Raw genomic sequence first — 20376 nt, 5'->3', positions numbered from 1 at the left:
GCACGCATCGGCGACGGCGGCGACCGGCTGCACGGTGCCGACCTCGTGGTTGGCCGACTGGAGGCAGGCGAGCGCGGTGTCGGGGCGCAGGGCCGCCGCGTACGTCTCCGGGGACACCGCCCCCGTACGGTCCACCGGCACTTCCGTCACCGCCGGGCCGTCCCCCTCGGCGCCCCGCGTGTGGGCGGCGTGCAGGACCGACGAGTGTTCGACCGCCGAGACCACCACATGGGCGCCGACACGCCGACGGCCCGCGAGTGCTCCCGCCATGCCGGAGTGCACGGCGTACGTCCCCGAAGGAGTGAAGACCAGTTCGTCGGGGCGGCACCCCACGGCCTCGGCGGCGGCCTCGCGCGCGGCGTCCAGCAGCAGCCTGGCCCGCCGCCCCTCCCGGTACAGCCTGGCCGGATCGGCCCAGCCCTCGTCCAGGGCGGCGCGCAGGGCCTCGTGTGCGACAGGGTGCAGCGGTGCGGAGGACGCGGAGTCGAAGTAGGCCACGCCACCACGCTAAGCCTTGTCCGGACCACCTGGACGGCGCCCCCGGTCACCCGCGGCCGTGAGGCTGCTGAAGGGCCCGTCAGAAGTGCCCGGGAACGGGTATTCCACCCCTTCGAGGTGTCGGGCGGCGCGTTGGGCACCCTCCATGCGCGACCCCAAATTGCGTCCAGTAGGGTTTGGTCCGCATAAACATCCAAACCCCTGCCCGCGTCGGGCCGGCGACCGACCGTGACGGCCGCAGCCGGCTGTGCGGGCGAGACTCTCGGGAAGGCGCTACGTGAGTCCCAACGGCTCCGACCGCTCGTCGCGGCGCCCGATGCGGCGGAAGCTGCCGCAGGTGCTGACTGCGGGCCTGATCCTCGCGACCGCCTCCGGTTGCACGTACAAGGATTTCCCCCGCCTCGGAATGCCCACTCCGGTGACCGAGGAGGCCCCCAGAATCCTCTCCCTCTGGCAGGGCTCGTGGGCGGCAGCGCTCGTCACGGGCATCCTGGTGTGGGGGCTGATCCTGTGGAGCGTCATCTTCCACCGGCGCAGCCGCACCAAGGTGGAGGTACCTCCGCAGACCCGCTACAACATGCCCATCGAGGCCCTGTACACGGTCGTTCCGCTCATCATCGTCTCGGTGCTCTTCTACTTCACCGCGCGTGACGAGTCGAAGCTCCTGTCTCTCGCCGACAAGCCCACCCACACCGTGAACGTGGTGGGCTACCAGTGGAGTTGGGGCTTCAACTACGTGGAGAACGTGGACGGCGACGCCTCCACGGGTGCCGAGGTTCCCAAGGAACTCGGTGACATCCCGCAGAAGTTCCAGGACGACTTCCCGGCCGGTGCCGAAGGCGTCTACGACGCCGGAATCCCGGGCACGCGCAATCCCCAGAACGGCAACCCGGGTCCGACCCTGTGGCTGCCGAAGGGGGAGAAGGTCCGGTTCGTCCTGACGTCCCGTGACGTCATCCACTCCTTCTGGGTCGTGCCGTTCCTGATGAAGCAGGACGTCATTCCGGGGCACACCAACGCCTTCGAGGTGACTCCCAACCAGGAGGGCACCTTCATGGGCAAGTGCGCCGAACTCTGCGGCGTGGACCACTCCCGGATGCTCTTCAACGTCAAGGTCGTCTCCCCGGAGCGCTACCAGCAGCACCTGAAGGAGCTGGCCGAGAAGGGGCAGACCGGCTACATCCCGTCGGGCATCGGACTGACGGACCCGGCCAGGAATGCGGAGAAGAAACAACTGTGAGCATCCTCAACGAACCCAAGGGTGCCGCCGCAGCAGCTGACGACTCGTACGAGAACGAGCTGCCGGTACGGCGCAAGCAGCCAGGCGCTGTCGTCATCAAGTGGCTGACCACCACCGACCACAAGACGATCGGCACGCTCTACCTGGTCACGTCGTTCGTCTTCTTCTGCATCGGTGGTGTGCTCGCGCTGTTCATGCGCGCCGAGCTCGCTCGTCCCGGCACCCAGATCATGTCGAACGAGCAGTTCAACCAGGCGTTCACGATGCACGGCACGATCATGCTGCTGATGTTCGCGACGCCGCTGTTCGCCGGTTTCGCGAACTGGATCATGCCGCTCCAGATCGGCGCGCCCGACGTGGCGTTCCCGCGGCTGAACATGTTCGCCTACTGGCTCTACCTGTTCGGCTCGCTCATCGCGGTCGCCGGTTTCATCACCCCGCAGGGCGCGGCCGACTTCGGCTGGTTCGCGTACTCCCCGCTGTCGGACGCGGTCCGTTCACCGGGCATCGGCGCCGACCTGTGGATCATGGGCCTGGCCTTCTCCGGCTTCGGCACGATCCTCGGTTCGGTCAACTTCATCACCACGATCATCTGCATGCGCGCGCCCGGCATGACGATGTTCCGGATGCCGATCTTCTGCTGGAACGTGCTGCTGACCGGTGTGCTGGTCCTGCTCGCCTTCCCGGTGCTGGCCGCCGCGCTCTTCGCCCTGGAGGCCGACCGGAAGTTCGGTGCGCACATCTTCGACGCCGCCAACGGCGGCGCGTTGCTCTGGCAGCACCTGTTCTGGTTCTTCGGGCATCCAGAGGTGTACATCATCGCCCTGCCGTTCTTCGGGATCGTCTCCGAGATCATTCCGGTGTTCAGCCGGAAGCCGATGTTCGGTTACATCGGTCTGGTCGCGGCGACGATCGCCATCGCCGGCCTCTCGGTGACGGTGTGGGCGCACCACATGTATGTGACGGGCGGCGTACTCCTACCGTTCTTCTCATTCATGACGTTCCTGATCGCGGTGCCGACGGGTGTGAAGTTCTTCAACTGGATCGGCACGATGTGGAAAGGCTCGCTGTCCTTCGAGACACCGATGCTCTGGACCATCGGCTTCCTGGTCACCTTCACCTTCGGTGGTCTGACGGGCGTCATCCTGGCCTCGCCGCCGATGGACTTCCACGTCTCCGACTCGTACTTCGTCGTCGCGCACTTCCACTACGTCGTCTTCGGCACGGTGGTGTTCGCGATGTTCGCCGGCTTCCACTTCTGGTGGCCGAAGATGACGGGCAAGATGCTCGACGAACGGCTCGGGAAGATCACCTTCTGGACGCTGTTCATCGGATTCCACGGCACGTTCCTGGTGCAGCACTGGCTGGGCGCGGAAGGCATGCCGCGCCGTTACGCGGACTACCTGGCCGCCGACGGCTTCACCGCGCTGAACACCATCTCCACGATCAGCTCGTTCCTGCTGGGCCTCTCCGTCCTGCCGTTCTTCTACAACGTCTGGAAGACCAGCAAGTACGGCAAGAAGGTCGAGGTGGACGACCCCTGGGGCTACGGCCGGTCACTCGAATGGGCGACTTCCTGCCCGCCGCCGCGGCACAACTTCGTCACGCTGCCGCGCATCCGCTCCGAATCCCCGGCGTTCGACCTGCACCACCCGGAGATCGCGGCGCTCGAACACCTTGAGAACGACGGACAGAAGGACGCCGCTCTGCTCGGTGGCAAGGAGGTCGGCAAGTGAAGGTCCAAGGCTGGATGTTCCTCTGGCTGAGCCTCTTCATCCTCGTCGTGGCCGCTGTCTACGGCGTCTGGTCGAAGGAGCCGGTCGGTACCACGGCGCTCTTCCTGGCCTTCGGCCTGAGCCTCATGATCGGCTTCTACCTGGCCTTCACGGCCCGGCGGGTCGACGCGATGGCGCAGGACAACAAGGAGGCCGACGTCGCGGACGAGGCGGGCGAGGTCGGGTTCTTCTCCCCGCACAGCTGGCAGCCGCTCTCGCTGGCGATCGGCGGAGCGCTCGCGTTCCTCTCCGTCGCCATCGGCTGGTGGCTGCTGTTCTTCTCCCTCCCGATCATCCTGATCGGCCTGTGGGGCTGGGTCTTCGAGTACTACACGGGTGAGAACCAGAACCAGTAGGCACGACGGCGGCGACATGCCGTCGGACAGAGACAAGGGCCCGGATTCTCACCCCTGGGGAGGATCCGGGCCCCTCGTTTGCAGTCACATAGCGCGCCGTAACCGAACATTCTTCTTAACGTGTGCTTATGAACCACAAGCCGCGCTTTCGCACCGTTCTCGGCTGCACGCTGCTGGTCCTGTCCATCGGGGCCGTGGCGACCGGCTGTGGGGATCCGGATCGCCATCCGCTGTCCGGCAAGCCCTACGACGCAGCCGACCAGGTCTCCCTCAACGCGCCCAAAGGCGACGCCAAGGCGAACCCCGACAAGCCGCTGGAAGTCGTCGCCAAGGGCGGCGACGGGCGTATCACCGACGTGACCGTCACCGACAAGGCCGGCCACCATCTCGCGGGCGAATTGGCCGCGGACGGCTCCCGCTGGCACTCCACGGCCCCGCTCGCCGCCGGCGCGCGCTACACCGTCAGGGTCTCCACGGAGGACGAGGACGGCGCTCCCGGCAGCCGTACGCTCGACTTCGAGACGTCCTCGGTGCAACGCAACCTGAACGTGAAGTTCGGCCCGCAGGCGGGCAAGTACGGCGTCGGCCAGCCCATCACTGCGGAGCTGAGCGCGCCGGTCAAGGAGAAGGAAGCCAGGGCTGTCGTCGAACGCGGTCTCAAGGTCCGCTCCAGCCCCGCCGCCGAGGGCTCCTGGTACTGGGTCGACGACAAGAAGCTGCACTTCCGGCCCAAGGAGTACTGGCCCGCGAACGCGACCGTCAGCGTCACCAGCACCCTCGACGGCATCAAGGTCGACAACAAGCTGTACGGCGGCCCGGTGAAGCCCCTCAAGATCACCACGGGCGACCGCATCGAAGCCGTCGCCGACGCCGGGACGCACCACATGACGGTCATGCGCAACGACGAGGTCATCAAGACGATCCCGGTGACCACCGGCAAACCCGGCTTCTCGACCCGCAACGGCGTCAAGGTCGTGCTGGAGAAGCAGCAGTTCGTACGGATGCGCGGGACCAGCGTCGGCATCGCCGCCGGCAGCAGCGAATCGTACGACCTGCCCGTCTACTGGGCGACGCGGGTCACCTGGAGCGGTGAGTACGTGCACGCCGCCCCGTGGTCCGTCGGCTCACAGGGGTCGGCGAACGTCAGCCACGGCTGTGTCGGTATGTCGACCGACAACGCCGAATGGTTCTTCGAGACCGTCCGCCAGGGCGACATCGTCAAGGTCGTCAACAGCGGCGGCGAGGACATGGACCCGTTCGGCAACGGCTTCGGCGACTGGAACGTGGACTGGGCCAAGTGGCGCCAGGGCAGCGCGCTGACCGGCGGGACCGGGGCCGGGGACGGCACCGGCCCGGTCGAGGCCGCCCGGCTGCGCCCGCAGGTCTGACACACACGCTGAGCGGGGGCCGGGTGACCGGCCCCCGCCCGGTGGAGCCGTCAGGCTTCCACGGCGAGCCTGGTGCGCAGCAGCGACGCCAGGGCCTCGGGGAAGTCGACCGGGTCCACCGGCAGCGTCACGGCGGACTCCGCACGGCTCCAGGTGGCCAGCCAGGCGTCCTGCGGGCGGCCCATCAGCAGCAGCACGGGCGGGGAGTTGAAGATCTCGTCCTTGATCTGGCGGCACAGCCCCATACCGCCGATGGGCGTGGCCTCACCGTCGAGCACACAGGCGTCGACGCCGCCCCTGTCGAGCTGCTTCAGCACGGCGGGCATCGTCGCGCACTCGATGTACTCGACCGGCGGCAGATCGGCGGCCGGCCTGCGTCCCGCGGCCGTCCGCACCTGCTCGCGGGTGCTCGCGTTGTCGCTGTAGACCAGGACCGTGGCAGTCGGCTGCATTGTTCCTCCGTGACATCCGTCGTGACATCCGCGCATCCGCGTCTGCGAGGGCTTCGGGCCCCGGGGCCGTCGTTCCGTCGTCCGGCTCCGACACCGGGCAACGAGACCCGCTGCGCGGATGCTACTCCGTCGCACACCATGTCAGCACGGGTCCCGGCCCTTGCGCGACGGTCCGTTCGGTCCTTCCCCGCGTCCCGTCCGGAGCGGCTGACACTCCGAATGGGACCCCCGGGAGTGAGGGCGGGATAAGCGACCGACATAATGTCGGTCGTGGCGACAGCAACGACAGTAGAAACCGGGCACGCGCACCCGACGGTCAATCGGCCGAACCTCACCAGTGTCGGAACGATCATCTGGTTGAGTTCCGAGCTGATGTTCTTCGCGGCCCTCTTCGCGATGTACTTCACCCTGCGGTCGGTGACAGGGGATGCGTTCTGGTCGGAGAAGGCCGATTCGCTGAACATCCCGTTCTCCGCGGTGAACACCACGATCCTGGTGCTCTCCTCACTCACCTGCCAGCTCGGCGTCTTCGCCGCCGAGCGGGGCGACGTGAAGAAGCTCCGCTCGTGGTTCGTGATCACGTTCGTGATGGGTGCGGTCTTCATCGGTGGTCAGATCTTCGAGTACACGGAGCTCGTGAAGCACGAGGGCCTCTCGCTCTCGTCCGACGCGTACGGCTCCGCGTTCTATCTGACCACCGGCTTCCATGGTCTGCACGTGACAGGCGGTCTCATCGCCTTCCTGCTGGTTCTCGGCAGAACGTACGCGGCCAAGAGGTTCACCCACGAGCAGGCAACCGCCGCCATCGTCGTGTCCTATTACTGGCACTTCGTCGATGTCGTCTGGATCGGCCTCTTCGCCACGATCTATCTGATCAAGTAGCGGGCCACGAGCCCGACGCGCTCGCGCACAGTCCAGAAGCACCGACGCAGAAGATCCTGACACCGGGGTAATCCGTGAAAAAGCTCTCCGCACGACGACGCCATCCGTTGGCGGCGGTCGTCGTCCTACTCCTCGCGCTGGCGGCCACCGGGGGGCTGTACGCCGCGTTCGCGCCCGCGGGCAAGGCACAGGCAGACGACACCGCCCAGTCCCTCGCCATCGACGAGGGCAAGAAGCTGTATGCCGTGGGCTGCGCCAGCTGCCACGGCGTCGGCGGTCAGGGCACGTCCGACGGTCCGTCGCTGACCGGCGTCGGCGCCGCCGCCGTGGACTTCCAGGTCGGCACCGGCCGGATGCCGGCGCAGCAGCCCGGCCCGCAGGTCCCGAAGAAGAAGGTCATCTACGACCAGAAGGAGATCGACCAGCTCGCGGCGTACGTCGCCTCGCTCGGCCCCGGGCCCTCGGTCCCGACGGCCAAGCAGTACAACCCGGAAGGCGCGGACTCCGCCAACGGCGGTGAACTGTTCCGCTCCAACTGCGCCCAGTGCCACAACTTCGGCGGTGAGGGCGGCGCTCTGACGAACGGCAAGTATGCGCCGGGGCTTGAAGGGGTATCCCCCAAGCACCTGTACGAGGCAATGCTGACCGGTCCGCAGAACATGCCCTCGTTCCCCGACTCGACGATGCCCGAGCAGGAGAAGCGGGACATCATCGCGTACGTCGATGCGGTGAACGGCGACGAGTCGTCGAATCCCGGCGGTCTCAAGCTCGGTGGCATCGGGCCCGTCAGTGAGGGCCTGTTCTCCTGGATCGTCGGTCTGGGCGCACTGATCGCAACTGCCGTCTGGGTCGCGGCGCACACCGCTAAGGCCAAGAAGTCATGAGTAGCAACCGGATTTCAGACGAGAACCTGCCGAGTGGGCAGGAGCCGGCGCACGGCGAGGTGGAGCGCGCGCAGGACCCCTTCGCCGACCCCGGACTGCCGGCCCACCGGCCGCGCATCCAGGACATCGACGAGCGGGCGGCCAAGCGCTCCGAGCGCGCGGTGGCCTTCCTCTTCACGCTGTCGATGCTGGCCACGGTCGGCTTCATCGCCTCGTTCGTCATCTTCCCCGTCGACAAGATCGTGTACATCTGGCCCTTCGGTCATGTGAGCGCGCTCAACTTCTCGCTGGGAATGACGCTCGGGGTCGCCCTCTTCGCCATCGGCGCGGGTGCCATCCACTGGGCCCGCACGCTGATGAGCGACGAGGAGATCGTCCAGGAGCGCCACCCGATCGAGGCGACCCCCGAGGTCGCCGCGCAGGCGAAGAGGGACTTCCTGATCGGCTCGGCGGAGTCCGGCTTCGGCCGCCGCAAGCTGATCCGCAACACGATGTTCGGCGCGCTGGCCATGGTGCCGCTCTCCGGCGTGGTCCTGCTGCGTGACCTCGGCCCGCTGCCGGAGGACAAGCTCCGCAAGACGTTCTGGAAGAAGGGCCTGCTGCTCATCAACCAGAACACGAGCGAGCCGCTGCGTCCCGAGGACGTCACCGTGGGGTCGCTGACGTTCGCCCAGCCCGAGGGGCTGGACGAGCACAATGAGAACTTCAACAATGAGATCGCCAAGGCGGCTCTCATGATCGTTCGCATTCAGCCCGAAGAAATCAAGGACAAGCGCGAACTCGAGTGGTCGTACGAGGGCATTGTCGCGTACTCCAAGATCTGCACCCATGTCGGCTGTCCCATCAGCCTGTATGAGCAGCAGACGCACCACGTGCTCTGCCCGTGCCACCAGTCCACCTTCGACCTCTCCGACGGCGCCCGCGTCATCTTCGGCCCGGCCGGTCACGCGCTTCCGCAGCTGCGGATCGGCGTGAACGGCGAGGGTTACCTCTACGCGCTCGGCGATTTCGACGAGCCCGTCGGTCCGTCCTTCTGGGAGCGCGGATGAGTACTACTGCGTCTGACGAAAAGAACCGCAAGGCACCCGCGGGTGAGCGGGTCGCCGACTGGGCCGACGGCCGCCTCGGGATCTACGGCGCGGCCAAGGGCATGCTGCGGAAGGTCTTTCCGGACCACTGGTCGTTCATGCTGGGCGAGGTCGCCCTGTGGAGCTTCGTCGTCATCATCCTCACGGGTGTGTATCTGACGCTGTTCTTCCACCCGAGCATGAACGAGGTCGTGTACGAGGGCAGTTACGTACCGATGCAGGGTGTCCGGATGACCGAGGCGTACGCCTCGACGCTGGACATCAGCTTCGACGTCCGCGGTGGTCTGCTGATCCGGCAGATCCACCACTGGGCCGCGCTGATCTTCGTGGCCGCGATGTTCGTCCACATGATGCGTGTCTTCTTCACGGGCGCGTTCCGCAAGCCCCGTGAGATCAACTGGGTGTTCGGCTTCCTGCTGTTCTTCCTGTCGCTGTTCACGGGACTCACCGGTTACTCGCTGCCGGACGACCTGCTGTCCGGCACCGGTGTCCGCTTCGCGCAGGGCGCGATCCTGGCCACGCCGATCGTGGGCACCTACATCTCGATGTTCCTCTTCGGCGGGGAGTTCCCCGGCCACGACATCGTGGCCAGGTTCTACTCCATCCACATCCTGATTCTGCCGGGCATCCTGCTCGGGCTCGTGGTGGCGCACCTGATCCTGGTCTTCTACCACAAGCACACGCAGTTCGCGGGCCCCGGCAAGACCAACAACAACGTGGTCGGCGCGCCGTTCCTGCCGATCTACATGGCCAAGGCCGGCGGGTTCTTCTTCCTGGTCTTCGGCATCATCACGATCATCTCGGCCATCGCCACGATCAACCCGGTGTGGGCCATCGGCCCGTACCGCCCGGACCTGGTCTCCACCGGAGCACAGCCGGACTGGTACCTGGGCTTCTCCGAGGGTCTGATCCGTGTGATGCCCGGCTGGGAGCTCAACTTCTGGGGCCACACGCTGGTCCTGGGCGTGTTCATCCCGCTGATGATCTTCCCCCTCGTGCTGGTCGCCCTCGCGGTGTACCCGTTCATCGAGTCCTGGATCACCGGCGACAAGCGCGAGCACCACATCCTGGACCGGCCGCGCAACGCGCCGACCCGGACCGCCTTCGGTGTGGCGTGGCTGACCCTGTACTTCATCCTGCTCATCGGCGGCGGGAACGACATCTGGGCCACCCACTTCCACCTGTCGATCAACACGATCACCTGGTTCATCAGGATCGCGTTCTTCGTCGGCCCGGTCATCGCGTTCGTGATCACCAAGCGGATCTGTCTGGGACTTCAGCGCCGCGACGCCGAGAAGGTGCTGCACGGACGCGAGTCCGGCATCATCAAGCGGCTGCCGCACGGTGAGTTCGTCGAGGTCCACCAGCCGCTGAACCAGGGCGACCTGCACACGCTCACCGCTCACGAGCAGTACAAGCCGGCCGAGATCGGGCCGACTGTCGACGAGAACGGTGTCGAGCGCAAGACCTCTCCGGTGGAGAAGCTGCGGGTCAAGCTGAACAAGGGCTACTACGGCGAGGGAAGCCAGATCCCCAAGCCGACGGTGGAGGAGTACGAGGAGATCACGAGCGGCCACGGCCACCACTGATCGAGTACCACCGCACGCGTACGACGGCCCCGGCCCGGTCCCTCGAAAGGGACCGGGCCGGGGCCGTCCCGCGTGGGTGCGCGGACGGCGCGTGGGCCGGCCGGCCCACACGCCGTGGATACACGCTGTCCGTACTTCGGGCGGCGGGTCTTGGATCGCGGGCGGCGCGGATAGGCTGACGCCTGGCAGCAAGGGCAGCACGGCGGTGCGCCCGTCCACAGACCCCAGGAGCGAGCATGAGCAGCGCTGTTACACCGGCCGGAGGCGACACCCTGGCGGCGCGTTCCTGGCCGGGAGTACTGAACCCGCTGCTGCGCGGCCAGGACCTCGACGCCGTCGACACGGCCTGGGCCATGGACCGCATCATGAGCGGTGAGGCCACCGACGCCCAGATCGCGGGCTTCGCCGTCGCACTGCGTGCCAAGGGCGAGACCGTGGACGAGGTCTCGGGACTCGTGCGCGCCATGTACGAACACGCCAACACCATCGAGGTGCCCGGCGCCACGGTCGATGTCGTCGGCACCGGCGGCGACCTGGCCAAGACCGTCAACATCTCCACGATGGCGGCGATCGTGGTTGCCGGGGCGGGCGGCAAGGTCGTCAAGCACGGCAGCCGCGCGGCCTCCTCGGCGAGCGGCGCGTCCGACGTGCTGGAGAAGCTCGGCGTCAATCTGGAGCTGACGCCGCAGCGGGTGGTGGAGGTCGTCGAGGAGGCGGGCATCACCTTCTGCTTCGCGGTGAAGTTCCACCCGGCGCTGCGTTACGCGGCGAAGGCCCGCAAGGAGCTGGGCGCGCAGACCACGTTCAACATCCTGGGGCCGCTCACCAACCCGGCGCGGGTGCGCTCCCAGGCGGTGGGCGTGGCCGACAGCCGGATGGCGCCGATCGTGGCCGGTGTGCTCGCCGAGCGGGGCAACTCCTCGCTCGTCTTCCGCGGCGACGACGGTCTGGACGAGCTGACGACGACAGCGACGTCACACGTATGGGTGGTTCGCGACGGCAAGGTCACCGAGGAGACCTTCGACCCCAGGGACATCGGTCTGGAGCTCGTCCCGATCGAGGCGCTGCGTGGTGCGGACGCCTCGTACAACGCGGATGTCGCCCGCCGGCTGCTGGCCGGCGAGACCGGCCCCGTACGGGACGCGGTCCTGCTGAACGCGGCGGCGGCGCTGGTGGCGCTGGAGCCGGGCGACGGCACGCTGAACGACCAACTCGCGGCGGGAATCGCACGGGCGGCGAAGGCGGTCGACTCGGGCGCGGCGAACGCGACGCTGGAACGGTGGGTGGCGGCGAGCAACGCGTGACGGCCTGCGGCCGGCTCGGGTCCGGTCCTCGGCCGGGCCCGCCGGACGGTCTGCACACGCAGCCCGTCCGGCGATTGAGGACGAACCGGCAAGCCGGACGGGCCCGGTGCGAACGACCCGGCCGCGAATCCTGCCCGGAGGGCGTCCCGTATCGCGGACGCCGTCTGGGCCCGTGGCGTATCCGTGGGGTAATCTCGGCCCAGGTCATGAGTGACAGCGACTACGGCCCCGGCCCGCTGTCCGGCAACCCTCCGTCCGTGGCGGGGTGCCCCGGGTGAAGACCAGGCCGTAGGCAGCGAGGTCTGCGGCAAGCGCGGACCCCTGGACATCGTTCGGATGTCGTCATCCCTGGGGTCCTGGTCCTCAAGGGAGCAGTCTCGTGAGCAAGCGAATGCGATAGGGCCTTCGGCCCGCTTCCGGTGCGCTCCGCGCCGGGCACCGGGCCCGAGCCCTCTTCAGTGAGTCCCACACCCCGGGTGAACCCCTGCGCCGTCACGGCATCAGCCGTCGCGACGACGCGTCCGCCTGCCGGGTCCTGATGCCGTTTCCGCCTCGTCCTGCCGGGAGATACCGCCATGTCCGTACCCACCGACGCCCTCACCCGTAACCGCACCGACCAGCCGCTGCCCGTGCTCGGATGGGATGTCACCGTCCCCCTGGTCACCGGCGGCGAAGTCACCTACGCCGCCCTCGACTACGCGGCCAGCGCCCCCGCCCTGCGCCGGGTCTGGGACGACGTCGCCGCCTACGCCCCGTACTACGGCAGCGTCCACCGCGGCGCCGGGTACCTCTCGCAGCTCTCCACCGACCTCTTCGAGAACAGCCGCCGCACCGTCGCCGGTTTCCTCGGCTGCCGCGAGGACGACCAGGTCGTCTTCACCCGGTCCACCACCGACTCGCTCAACCTGCTCGCCGCCGCGCTGCCCGCCGGCTGCGAGGTGTTCGTCTTCGAGACCGAGCACCACGCGTCGCTGCTGCCGTGGCGCGACGCCCGCGTCAGCTACCTCGACGCGCCGCGCACCCCCGCCGAGGCCGTCGCCACCCTGGAACGGGCCCTCGCGGACCGTGACCCGAAGGGCCCCGCGCTGGTGTGTGTCACCGGCGCGTCCAACGTGACCGGCGAGCTGTGGCCGGTACGCGAACTGGCCGCCGCCGCGCACGCCCACGGCGCGCGCATCGTCCTCGACGCCGCGCAGCTCGCCCCGCACCACCCCGTGGACATCGCGGAGCTGGACGTGGACTGGGTGGCCTTCTCCGGGCACAAGCTCTACGCGCCGTTCGGCTCCGGTGTGCTCGCGGGCCGCGCCGACTGGCTGCGGGAGTCGCGGCCGTACCTCGCCGGAGGGGGCGCCAGCCGCAAGGTCGCGCGCCGCGCCGACGGCGGTGTGGACGTCGAGTGGCACACCACCGCGGCCCGGCACGAGGCCGGATCGCCGAACGTCATCGGTGTGTACGCGATCGCCTCGGCCTGCAAGGCCCTCACCGAGGCGGGTTTCGGCCGGCTGGTCGAGCGTGAGCAGGAGCTGGTCGGGCGGGTGCGCGCGGGTCTCGCCGAGGTGCCCGAGGTACGGGTGCTCTCGCTCTTCGGTGACGACGCCCCTCGGGTGGGCGTCATCTCCTTCGTCGTCGACGGCTGGAACAGCTCGCACTTCGCCGCCGCGCTCTCGGCGGAGTACGGCATCGGTGTACGGGACGGGCTGTTCTGCGCCCACCCGCTCGTCCGGACCCTGCTGGGCGGCGACGCGGGGGACCCGGGGGAGTGCGGCGCGCCCGACGCGGGTCCCGGTGAGAGGTCGCTCAACGCGATCCGGGTCAGCTTCGGGGCCGGTACGCCGGACGAGCACGTGGAGCGGTTCATCGGCGCGGTCGGCGAGCTCGTCCGGGACGGGGCTCGCTGGAACTACCGTACCGAGGACGGCCGTTGCGTCCCCGATCGCGGCTGACGCGCGGACCTGACGCGCGGACCGGGCGCGCGGACCGGGCCTGCCCCCGGGGGCAGGCCCGCCGGTTACGCGTCGAGGCCGATCGCGAAGGCGGCTTCCAGGTCGTGCTGGGAGTACGTACGGAACGCCACGTGCGTGTCCGTGGCCTCGACGCCCGGGATCTTGCTGATGCTGCCGGGGATGACGTCCGCCAGGTCGTCGTGCCTGGCGACGCGGACCATGGCGATCAGGTCGTAGGTGCCGGTGACGGAGAAGACCTCGCTGACGCTCTCCAGCGCCGCGATCGACTCGGCGATCTCGGGGATCCGGTCGACGCTGGTCTTGATGAGCACGATCGCGGTGATCACGGTTGACGTTCTCCCTCGGTGGCCGCGGAACGGAACTTCACTCTAGCCGTACGGCGGAAAAGCACCCACGCGGCGACGAAGCCGAGCGCGAAGCCCACCAGATGCGCCAGATAGGCGACGCCCGGCCCCGGCTTCGCGTTGTGGGCCGCCAGCCACTGGAGGGCGAACCAGAAGATCAGCACGATCCAGGCGGGGAAGCGCAGCGGCAGGAAGAAGAGGAACGGGAAGAGGCTGGTGACGCGCGCGCTGGGAAGAAGACAGAGGAAGGCGCCGAGCACACTGGAGATCGCGCCCGACGCCCCCACCAGGGTCTGGTCGGAGTCCGCGTTCGCCGCCGCGTAGGCGAGCAGGGCGAGATAGCCGCAGACGAGATAGAAGAGGGTGAACCGCACCCGTCCCATCCGCTCCTCGGCCATCGCCCCGAAGACGTAGAGGAAGAGCAGGTTTCCCAGCAGATGGAGCCAGCTCCCGTGGACGAAGAGAGCGGTGAGGGGGGTGAGGAGCGCGTGGGTGTCGCCGCGCATCAGCTCGTCGGGGATCACGCCCCAGCGCTCGAAGTACGCGCTCTGCGCGGCGAGCAGGGCGTCGCCCGTTCCGTACGCGGCGTTGAACCCCGAGAGCGGGCTGGTCAGGAAGGCCAGAGCGCACAGGCCGATCAGACCGTAGGTCACGACCGGCGCACCGGCCGCCGCGCGCCAATTGATCATCCAGGGATCATCTCGTACACGGACAGACAGTACAGACCGCCTCGCCGCGACATGGGGTACGCGGGAGGCCGTAGGGTTACGGGCGCGTCTTCCCCGCTCCGGCGCCGTACCGGGAACGGCGCGGCAGGCTCGACAGCACGACATCAGCCCTCGACGAAAGAGGACGGCACGATGACGACGGTTCCCTTGCCGACCGATGCCACCCGGTGGCGCTGCACGCTGTGCGGCAATCTCACCCGGTTCGACGTCACCCGGTCCTCCAAGGTGGTGGAGTACGTCCATCTGGACCTGGCCGGGGAGTCGAAGGTCGAGGAGCGCGACGTGGTCAGTGAGACCATCGAGTCCGTCCGCTGCCGCTGGTGCAACGCGGTGGATCAGATCGAACTGGTTGACAGGCCGGGCGCCGGTTCCTGAGGGAGCCGCCCGAAAGGGTAGTGGGGTGACGGATCGTGGAGCAGCCCGCAAGTGGCGCTGAGCCGGCCGATGCGGCCGGCGGCGACGCCGAGGCGCTCGACAGGCCGCTGCCCGACGGAGTCCGGCGCCGGGTCGTGGCGCTGGTCTCGGACGCCTTCGGCGGGCTGACCGTCACCGAACTGCCCGCCCAGCTACGACAGTACGCGCGCTTCACGCCCAACAGGCGCGCCCGGTTCGCGGGCAACGCGATGGCGGCGGCGCTGGAGAGCGACGCGATCTTCCGGCAGCGGATCGGTGAGCGGTTCGCGCAGGCGGATCCCGAACTGGCCGCGGCCGTGGAATCGGGCTCGCCGCCGCCCGCCGCCGACCCCATGGACGTGGCGGCCGCCGCGTACGTCCTGCGCCCCGTCGGCTGGGTGAAGCTGGTCGCCGCCGCGGGCGAGGAGGTCCAGCGCGCCGACGCCGAGCGCGCCGACGAGGAGAACCGCCGCGAGCTGGAACGGCTGCGCGAGGAGCTGGCCCAGGCCCGCGCCACGACGAAGGCCGAGACGGAGCGGCTCCGTACGGAGCTGGACACCGCCCGCAGGGAGGCCGAGTCCGCGCAGCGCAAGCTGCGCGGTGCCCTGAGCGACGTGAAGCGCGGCGAGGCCGCCCTGCGCCGTACGGCGGCCGACATCGAGTCCGTCCGCGCGGAGGCCGCGGCCCAGGTGTCCGCGGCGGAGAGCGAGACACGGCGTCTCAAGGCCCGGCTCGCGGAGGCGGAGTCGGCGGTGGAGTCGAGTCGGCGGGCCGCCCGTGAGGGGCGCTCGGTGGAGGACATGCGGCTGCGGCTGCTGCTGGACACCGTCCTGGAGTCGGCGCAGGGGCTGCGGCGCGAGCTGGCGCTGCCGCCGGCCGCCGCGCACCCGGCCGATCTGGTGGACGCCGTGGAGCCCGGCCGGATGTCTCCCAAGGACGTCGCGGCCCGCGCGCTGTCCGACATGGATCCCGCGCTGCTGGACCAGTTGCTGGCGCTGCCGCAGGCGCATCTGGTCGTGGACGGCTACAACGTGACCAAGACCGGCTATCCGACGATGCCGCTGGAGAAGCAGCGGCTGCGGCTGCTCGGCGGGCTCGCGATGCTCGCGGCGCAGACGGGCGCGGAGATGACGTGTGTCTTCGACGGGGCCGAACTGGCCGCTCCCGTACTGCTCGCGCCGCCGCGCGGAGTGCGGGTGCTGTTCTCCAAACCGGGCGTGACGGCGGACGAGTTGATCCGGCAGCTCGTACGGGCGGAGCCGCCGGGGCGTCCCGTGGTGGTCGTCTCCACCGACCGGGAGGTCGCCGACGGAGTGGCGCGGGCGGGCGCGAGACCCGTGGCGTCCGCCTTGCTGCTGAAGCGGCTTTCGCGCGTCTAGTAACTCCTGTGGTCTATGCGGCATTTGCTCACCCAATGTCACATCACAGCGTCAATTGTTCGTCACTGTCGGTGCGATGTATGTGAAGAAACCACTCCGCGGTGAAATTTTTTCCCTTCAGGATTTGAACTGATCACAAGTAGGTCACTAAGGTCGGGCCTCGAACCTTCGCGCGGTTGATCACCCATCCGGGGTGGCGGCGAAGGAACCGCCGAATTCGTGTAGTTCAGTCCGGTAGTACCGGATTCCCGGCCCGCCGGGAAGCTGACTCACGGAGCCGGGGAATTCGCTCCCCAACACCCGGTAGGCGGCTCTGAGGAAGAAGGAGATCGCCTTCGTGGCGTCCCACCGTCGTCCCAAGCAGCCGAGCCGCGCCCGCGTGACCGTGCTCTCCGCGACCGCAGCCGCAGCTGTCGCCCTGACGTCCCAGGCCGCGCAGGCCGATCCCAAGCCGTCGAAGGAAGACGTCAAGGAGAAGGTCGACAAGCTCTACCACGAGGCGGAGGCGGCGACCGAGAAGCACAGCGGCGCCGAGGAGAAGGAAAAGAAGATCGAGAAGCAGGTCGAGGCGATCCAGGACAAGGTCGCCCGCGGCCAGGACGAGCTCAACGAGCTGCGTGCCGGCCTCGGTTCGATGGCCAGCGCCCAGTACCGCTCCGGCGGTATCGACCCGGCTCTCCAGCTCTTCCTCTCCTCCGACCCGGACGACTATCTGGACAAGGCCTCCGTGCTCGACCAGATGGGCACCAAGCAGGTCAGCGCCCTGGAGAAGATCCAGGCCAAGCAGCGGACCCTCGCGCAGCAGCGCAAGGAGGCGTCCCTCAAGCTGAAGGACCTCGCCGACACGCGCACGGAGCTGGCGAAGAAGAAGAAGGACGTCCAGACCAAGCTCAACGCGGCGAACAAGCTCCTCAACACCCTCACCGCCGAGGAGCGCGCGCAGATCCAGGCCGAGGACGCGGAGCGCGCCGCCCGTGGCAACGAGCGCGCCAACCTCGGCAACGAGAAGGCGTCTTCGGGTATGGCCGCCGCCGCGCTGGCCGCCGCCAAGACCCAGCTCGGCAAGCCGTACATATCCGGTGCCGAGGGCCCCAACTCCTACGACTGCTCCGGGCTGACTCAGTGGGCCTACGCCCAGGCGGGCGTGAGCATCACCAGGACCACGTACACCCAGGTCAACGACGGCACGAAGATCGGCCGCAGCGAACTCGCCCCCGGCGACCTGGTCTTCTTCAGCGGACTGAGCCATGTCGGGCTGTACGTCGGCAACGGCCAGGTCATCCACGCCCCCAAGCCGGGCACCGTGGTGCGGTACGAATCCATGGAGTGGGCCGGCAGCTTCCAGTTCGGCGTCCGCGTCTGACGCGTCCGCCGCACCCGCACACAGCAACATGTCACGGACGCGACCGCGACCGCCCGTTCGGGCGAACTCCGGTTACTCCCGCTGACGCACGCCCCGCCGGTGACCTGTGATCTCCGGCGGGGCATCACTGTGTGTGCCCGGCGCGGCCGTTGGTCACTCCGTGTCCGCGCGGTTACTCTCTGCTGCGCCGCAGCTCCCGGCCATGGTTCCGCCCGTCGGGCGGCAGGGGCTGCGTGGTTGCGTCCAGCGGAAGGAAGTGCGGCTTCCTGTGGTGTCCCACCGTCGTTCCCCACACCCCGGCCACAGCCGCGGCACCCGGGTCACAGTCATCTCCGCCGCCGCCGTCACGGCGGCGGCTGCCCTCGGGACGGCTCCGGCGGGCGCGGACCCGCGCGACACGGCCGAGGCGACCCGGTCGACCGTCGACCGGCTGTTCGAGGAGGCCGAGAAGGCCACCGAGCGGTACAACGCGGCGGACGAGCACGCCGACGCGCTCCGCGCACGGGTGGACCGGCTGCGGGACAGCACCGCCCGGGGCCAGGAACGGGTGAACCGGATGCGCGGCGCGCTCGGTTCGATCGCGGGCGCCCAGTACCGCTCCGGCGGCATCGACCCGGCGCTCGCGCTGCTGCTCTCCTCCGACCCCGACAGCTATCTCGGCCGTGCCGAGGTGCTCGACCGGGTGAGCGACCGCCAGGCCCTGGCGCTGCGGGACATCGGGCAGGTCCAGCGCAAGCTCGGCCAGCAGCGCGAGGAGGCCACCGAGGACCTCGCCGAGCTGGAGCGCAGCCGGGCCGCCGTCGCCCGCCACAAGCGCACCGTCGAGGCCAAGCTGGCCGAGGCGCGGCGGCTGCTGAACTCGCTGCCCGACGCCGGGAGGGACGCCGACCGGGCCTCGCGCTCGGGGCGCGGCGGCGACCCGATGTCGCTCGGCGGCCAGGCGCCCGCGTCCGCCCGCGCGGCGGCGGCCGCGCGCGCCGCCCGCGGAGCCGTCGGCCTGCCCTATGTGTGGGGCGCCAACGGCCCCTCGGGGTTCGACTGTTCGGGCCTGACCCAGTGGGCGTACGCGCAGGCCGGGGTCTCGCTGCCGCGCACCTCGCAGGCGCAGCGGTACGCGGGGCGGCAGGTGCCGCTCTCCGAGGCGAGACCAGGAGACCTGGTCGCCTACCGGGACGACGCCAGCCACATCGGGATGTACATGGGCAACGGACAGGTGGTGCACGCGCCCTACCCCGGCGCCTCGGTCCGCTACGACCCTGTCGGCATGATGCCGGTCTCGTCGGTCACCCGCGTCTGATCCCGTCGGGTGGGCCCGAGACGCGGCCCGGCCGGGATCCGGTCCGATCGCCGCACGCGGCCCCGGGCCCGGTGCCGACGCCCTGTCGGGATTCGTCCTCGCGGCGCCCCGTACGATCGGCGGGGTGGCAGGTCAGGGACGTACGACCCGGAGACGTGCGGCGGGCCGTGGACGTACGACCCGCCGGGGCGCCGTGCGCCGCCGTGCGGTGGCCTCGCTGCTCGGGTGTCTGCTGGTCGCCTCGGGCTGCTCGTCGCCACCGGCGGCCGACGTCGCCACCGGCGACATCCAGCGGGCCCTCGACCGCCGGGCCGGCGCCCTGCTCGACCGCGACGAGAGCGGCTATCTGGCCGCCGTGGACCCCGCGGCCGGCGACCTGCTCGCCGCCGAGCGGCGGACGTACCAGAACCTCATCGACGTGCCGGTGCGGTCCTGGGAGTACCGGCTGCGGGACGTCGAGCGCACCGGCACCCGCGCGACCGCGCGGGCCGAGCTGCGCTACCGGCTGGACGGCTACGACACCGCGCCCGTCACCGCCTCCCGCACCCTGGAGCTGACGGAGCGGGACGGGCGCTGGTACGTGACGGCCGACCGGCCCGGCGACAAGGGCGTGCAGCAGCTCTGGCAGCAGGGCGCCGTCGAGGTCGTCCACGGCAGGCGCAGCCTGATCCTCGGCGTCGGCCAGGACAACGCCCGGCTCCGCGAGATCGCCGCCGCGGCCGACGACGCGGTGCCCGCCGTGGACGAGGCGTGGCCGGGCGAGTGGTCGGGTCGCGTCGTCGTGCTGGTGCCCGCGTCGGTCTCGTCGATGGCCGCTCTGCTGGGCGCCTCGGCGGGGAGCTACCGGGGCATCGCCGCCGTCACGACCGGTGAGACGGGGCCCAAGGGCTCCTCACCGGCGGACCGGGTGATCGTCAACCCCGACGCGTACAGCGTGCTCGGCGACTTCGGGCGCCGGATCGTCCTCACCCACGAGACCACCCACGTGGCGACGCGCGCGGCCACCTCCGAGGCCACCCCCATGTGGCTGTCGGAGGGCTTCTCCGACTGGGTCGCCTACCGGGGCGGCGGCCGTACGGACGGACAGGCCGCACCGGAGCTCGAACGGTCGCTGCACCGGGGCCGGCTGCCCGCCGCGCTCCCGCAGGACTCGGACTTCGCCTTCGACGCGGAGGCGGACGAACTGGCGCGCGCGTACGAGGGCGGGCGCCTCGCGTGCGATCTGATCGCGGACCGCTGGGGCGAGCGGAAGCTGACGGACTTCTACCGGGCCGTCGGGGAGCGGGAGCACCGCGAGGGCGCCGTCGAGAACGCGATGAACGATGTCCTGTCGGTGACGCCCGACGAGTTCGGCGCGCTGTGGCGGGAGTACGTGCGCGAGCGGCTGCGCTGAGCGGGGGCGGGGGAGCGGCAGCCCCGGTGAGCCCCGCACGGCGCCCGTACGGGGCTCTG

The 20376-nt window shown here is 69.5% G+C and carries 19 protein-coding genes and 1 riboswitch; of the genes, 15 read left to right on the top strand and 4 right to left on the bottom strand.

Annotated elements, in window-relative coordinates; genetic code table 11:
• Positions 1-498, bottom strand: a 498-nt coding sequence (locus tag GXP76_RS05785) for an aminotransferase class V-fold PLP-dependent enzyme (RefSeq protein ID WP_242570322.1), incomplete at its 3' end; no start/stop codon positions are given.
• Positions 499-775: 277 nt separating this feature from the next.
• Here GXP76_RS05785 and coxB point away from each other — a divergent pair.
• The 4 genes from coxB (at position 776) to GXP76_RS05765 (ending at position 5257) form a co-directional block, all read left to right on the top strand.
• Positions 776-1738 carry a cytochrome c oxidase subunit II gene (gene coxB / locus GXP76_RS05780; RefSeq protein ID WP_242570321.1) on the top strand — a complete coding sequence of 321 codons (963 nt, stop codon included), beginning with the start codon at positions 776-778 and terminating at the stop codon, positions 1736-1738.
• Entirely contained in the window at positions 1735-3474 is a 1740-nt protein-coding gene (ctaD, locus tag GXP76_RS05775; RefSeq protein ID WP_242570320.1) for a cytochrome c oxidase subunit I, read from the top strand. Before coxB ends, ctaD begins: the two co-directional genes overlap by 4 nt.
• A complete protein-coding gene (locus tag GXP76_RS05770) occupies positions 3471-3869 on the top strand; it encodes a cytochrome c oxidase subunit 4 (protein ID WP_242570319.1) in 399 nt (132 codons plus the stop codon). Before ctaD ends, GXP76_RS05770 begins: the two co-directional genes overlap by 4 nt.
• Before the next feature lie 128 nt (positions 3870-3997).
• On the top strand, positions 3998-5257 hold the full coding sequence (locus GXP76_RS05765) for an Ig-like domain-containing protein (protein ID WP_242570318.1): 1260 nt from the start codon (positions 3998-4000) through the stop codon (positions 5255-5257).
• A gap of 50 nt (positions 5258-5307) precedes the next feature.
• Here GXP76_RS05765 and GXP76_RS05760 read toward each other — a convergent pair whose 3' ends face one another.
• A complete protein-coding gene (locus GXP76_RS05760) occupies positions 5308-5709 on the bottom strand; it encodes a hypothetical protein (protein WP_242570317.1) in 402 nt (133 codons plus the stop codon).
• 261 nt (positions 5710-5970) lie between these two features.
• Here GXP76_RS05760 and GXP76_RS05755 point away from each other — a divergent pair, with 261 nt between their 5' ends.
• The 6 genes from GXP76_RS05755 (at position 5971) to GXP76_RS05730 (ending at position 13399) form a co-directional block, all read left to right on the top strand.
• Complete coding sequence (locus GXP76_RS05755; protein ID WP_031231895.1) at positions 5971-6591, top strand: heme-copper oxidase subunit III; 621 nt, start codon at positions 5971-5973, stop codon at positions 6589-6591.
• A 74-nt stretch (positions 6592-6665) separates the two neighbouring features.
• Positions 6666-7475, top strand: coding sequence for a c-type cytochrome (locus GXP76_RS05750; protein ID WP_242570316.1), 810 nt, complete (start codon positions 6666-6668; stop codon positions 7473-7475).
• Positions 7472-8524 (top strand): ubiquinol-cytochrome c reductase iron-sulfur subunit, encoded by a 1053-nt coding sequence (locus tag GXP76_RS05745; protein ID WP_242570315.1) that lies wholly within the window; start codon positions 7472-7474, stop codon positions 8522-8524. Before GXP76_RS05750 ends, GXP76_RS05745 begins: the two co-directional genes overlap by 4 nt.
• The gene (locus GXP76_RS05740; protein ID WP_242570314.1) at positions 8521-10152 is read left to right on the top strand and encodes a cytochrome b N-terminal domain-containing protein; all 1632 of its coding nucleotides are present in this window, start codon (positions 8521-8523) and stop codon (positions 10150-10152) included. Before GXP76_RS05745 ends, GXP76_RS05740 begins: the two co-directional genes overlap by 4 nt.
• A gap of 236 nt (positions 10153-10388) precedes the next feature.
• Positions 10389-11456, top strand: coding sequence for an anthranilate phosphoribosyltransferase (gene trpD, locus GXP76_RS05735; protein WP_242570313.1), 1068 nt, complete (start codon positions 10389-10391; stop codon positions 11454-11456).
• 202 nt (positions 11457-11658) lie between these two features.
• Positions 11659-11776, top strand: a riboswitch (SAM riboswitch).
• Between the two features lie 255 nt (positions 11777-12031).
• The gene (locus tag GXP76_RS05730) at positions 12032-13399 is read left to right on the top strand and encodes an aminotransferase class V-fold PLP-dependent enzyme (RefSeq protein ID WP_242570312.1); all 1368 of its coding nucleotides are present in this window, start codon (positions 12032-12034) and stop codon (positions 13397-13399) included.
• 65 nt (positions 13400-13464) lie between these two features.
• Here GXP76_RS05730 and GXP76_RS05725 read toward each other — a convergent pair whose 3' ends face one another.
• Together GXP76_RS05725 and GXP76_RS05720 are read right to left on the bottom strand one after the other, a co-directional pair.
• Entirely contained in the window at positions 13465-13746 is a 282-nt protein-coding gene (locus GXP76_RS05725) for an Lrp/AsnC family transcriptional regulator (RefSeq protein ID WP_242570311.1), read from the bottom strand.
• Positions 13743-14453 (bottom strand): rhomboid family intramembrane serine protease, encoded by a 711-nt coding sequence (locus GXP76_RS05720; protein WP_242570310.1) that lies wholly within the window; start codon positions 14451-14453, stop codon positions 13743-13745. Before GXP76_RS05720 ends, GXP76_RS05725 begins: the two co-directional genes overlap by 4 nt.
• Before the next feature lie 171 nt (positions 14454-14624).
• On the opposite strand from GXP76_RS05720, the gene GXP76_RS05715 reads away from it, so the two are divergent.
• The 5 genes from GXP76_RS05715 (at position 14625) to GXP76_RS05695 (ending at position 20317) form a co-directional block, all read left to right on the top strand.
• Complete coding sequence (locus tag GXP76_RS05715; RefSeq protein WP_078077743.1) at positions 14625-14867, top strand: hypothetical protein; 243 nt, start codon at positions 14625-14627, stop codon at positions 14865-14867.
• Between the two features lie 35 nt (positions 14868-14902).
• Positions 14903-16264: an NYN domain-containing protein gene (locus tag GXP76_RS05710; protein ID WP_242570309.1), complete on the top strand. Its 1362-nt coding sequence runs from the start codon at positions 14903-14905 to the stop codon at positions 16262-16264.
• Positions 16265-16601: 337 nt separating this feature from the next.
• Positions 16602-17627 (top strand): C40 family peptidase, encoded by a 1026-nt coding sequence (locus tag GXP76_RS05705; protein ID WP_242570308.1) that lies wholly within the window; start codon positions 16602-16604, stop codon positions 17625-17627.
• A 268-nt stretch (positions 17628-17895) separates the two neighbouring features.
• Positions 17896-18924 (top strand): NlpC/P60 family protein, encoded by a 1029-nt coding sequence (locus tag GXP76_RS05700; protein WP_242570307.1) that lies wholly within the window; start codon positions 17896-17898, stop codon positions 18922-18924.
• Positions 18925-19048: 124 nt separating this feature from the next.
• Entirely contained in the window at positions 19049-20317 is a 1269-nt protein-coding gene (locus GXP76_RS05695; protein WP_374359888.1) for a hypothetical protein, read from the top strand.
• The last annotated feature ends 59 nt before the right edge of the window (positions 20318-20376 follow it).

Source organism: Streptomyces sp. NP-1717 (assembly GCF_022695985.1).
In the GTDB taxonomy this organism is placed as follows: Bacteria; Actinomycetota; Actinomycetes; order Streptomycetales; family Streptomycetaceae; genus Streptomyces.
Note: the sequence above shows the minus strand (reverse complement) of the source record. Positions and strands in the feature narration are given on the sequence as shown.

Excerpts from the sequence above, each read along its gene's own strand:
- GXP76_RS05715 (WP_078077743.1), top strand. The coding sequence starts at position 14,625 with ATGACGACGGTTCCCTTGCCGACCGATGCCACCCGGTGGCGCTGCACG.
- GXP76_RS05730 (WP_242570312.1), top strand. The coding sequence starts at position 12,032 with ATGTCCGTACCCACCGACGCCCTCACCCGTAACCGCACCGACCAGCCG.
- GXP76_RS05765 (WP_242570318.1), top strand. The coding sequence starts at position 3,998 with ATGAACCACAAGCCGCGCTTTCGCACCGTTCTCGGCTGCACGCTGCTG.
- GXP76_RS05755 (WP_031231895.1), top strand. The coding sequence starts at position 5,971 with ATGTCGGTCGTGGCGACAGCAACGACAGTAGAAACCGGGCACGCGCAC.
- GXP76_RS05720 (WP_242570310.1), bottom strand. The coding sequence starts at position 14,453 with ATGATCAATTGGCGCGCGGCGGCCGGTGCGCCGGTCGTGACCTACGGT.
- GXP76_RS05760 (WP_242570317.1), bottom strand. The coding sequence starts at position 5,709 with ATGCAGCCGACTGCCACGGTCCTGGTCTACAGCGACAACGCGAGCACC.
- GXP76_RS05740 (WP_242570314.1), top strand. The coding sequence starts at position 8,521 with ATGAGTACTACTGCGTCTGACGAAAAGAACCGCAAGGCACCCGCGGGT.
- GXP76_RS05745 (WP_242570315.1), top strand. The coding sequence starts at position 7,472 with ATGAGTAGCAACCGGATTTCAGACGAGAACCTGCCGAGTGGGCAGGAG.
- trpD (WP_242570313.1), top strand. The coding sequence starts at position 10,389 with ATGAGCAGCGCTGTTACACCGGCCGGAGGCGACACCCTGGCGGCGCGT.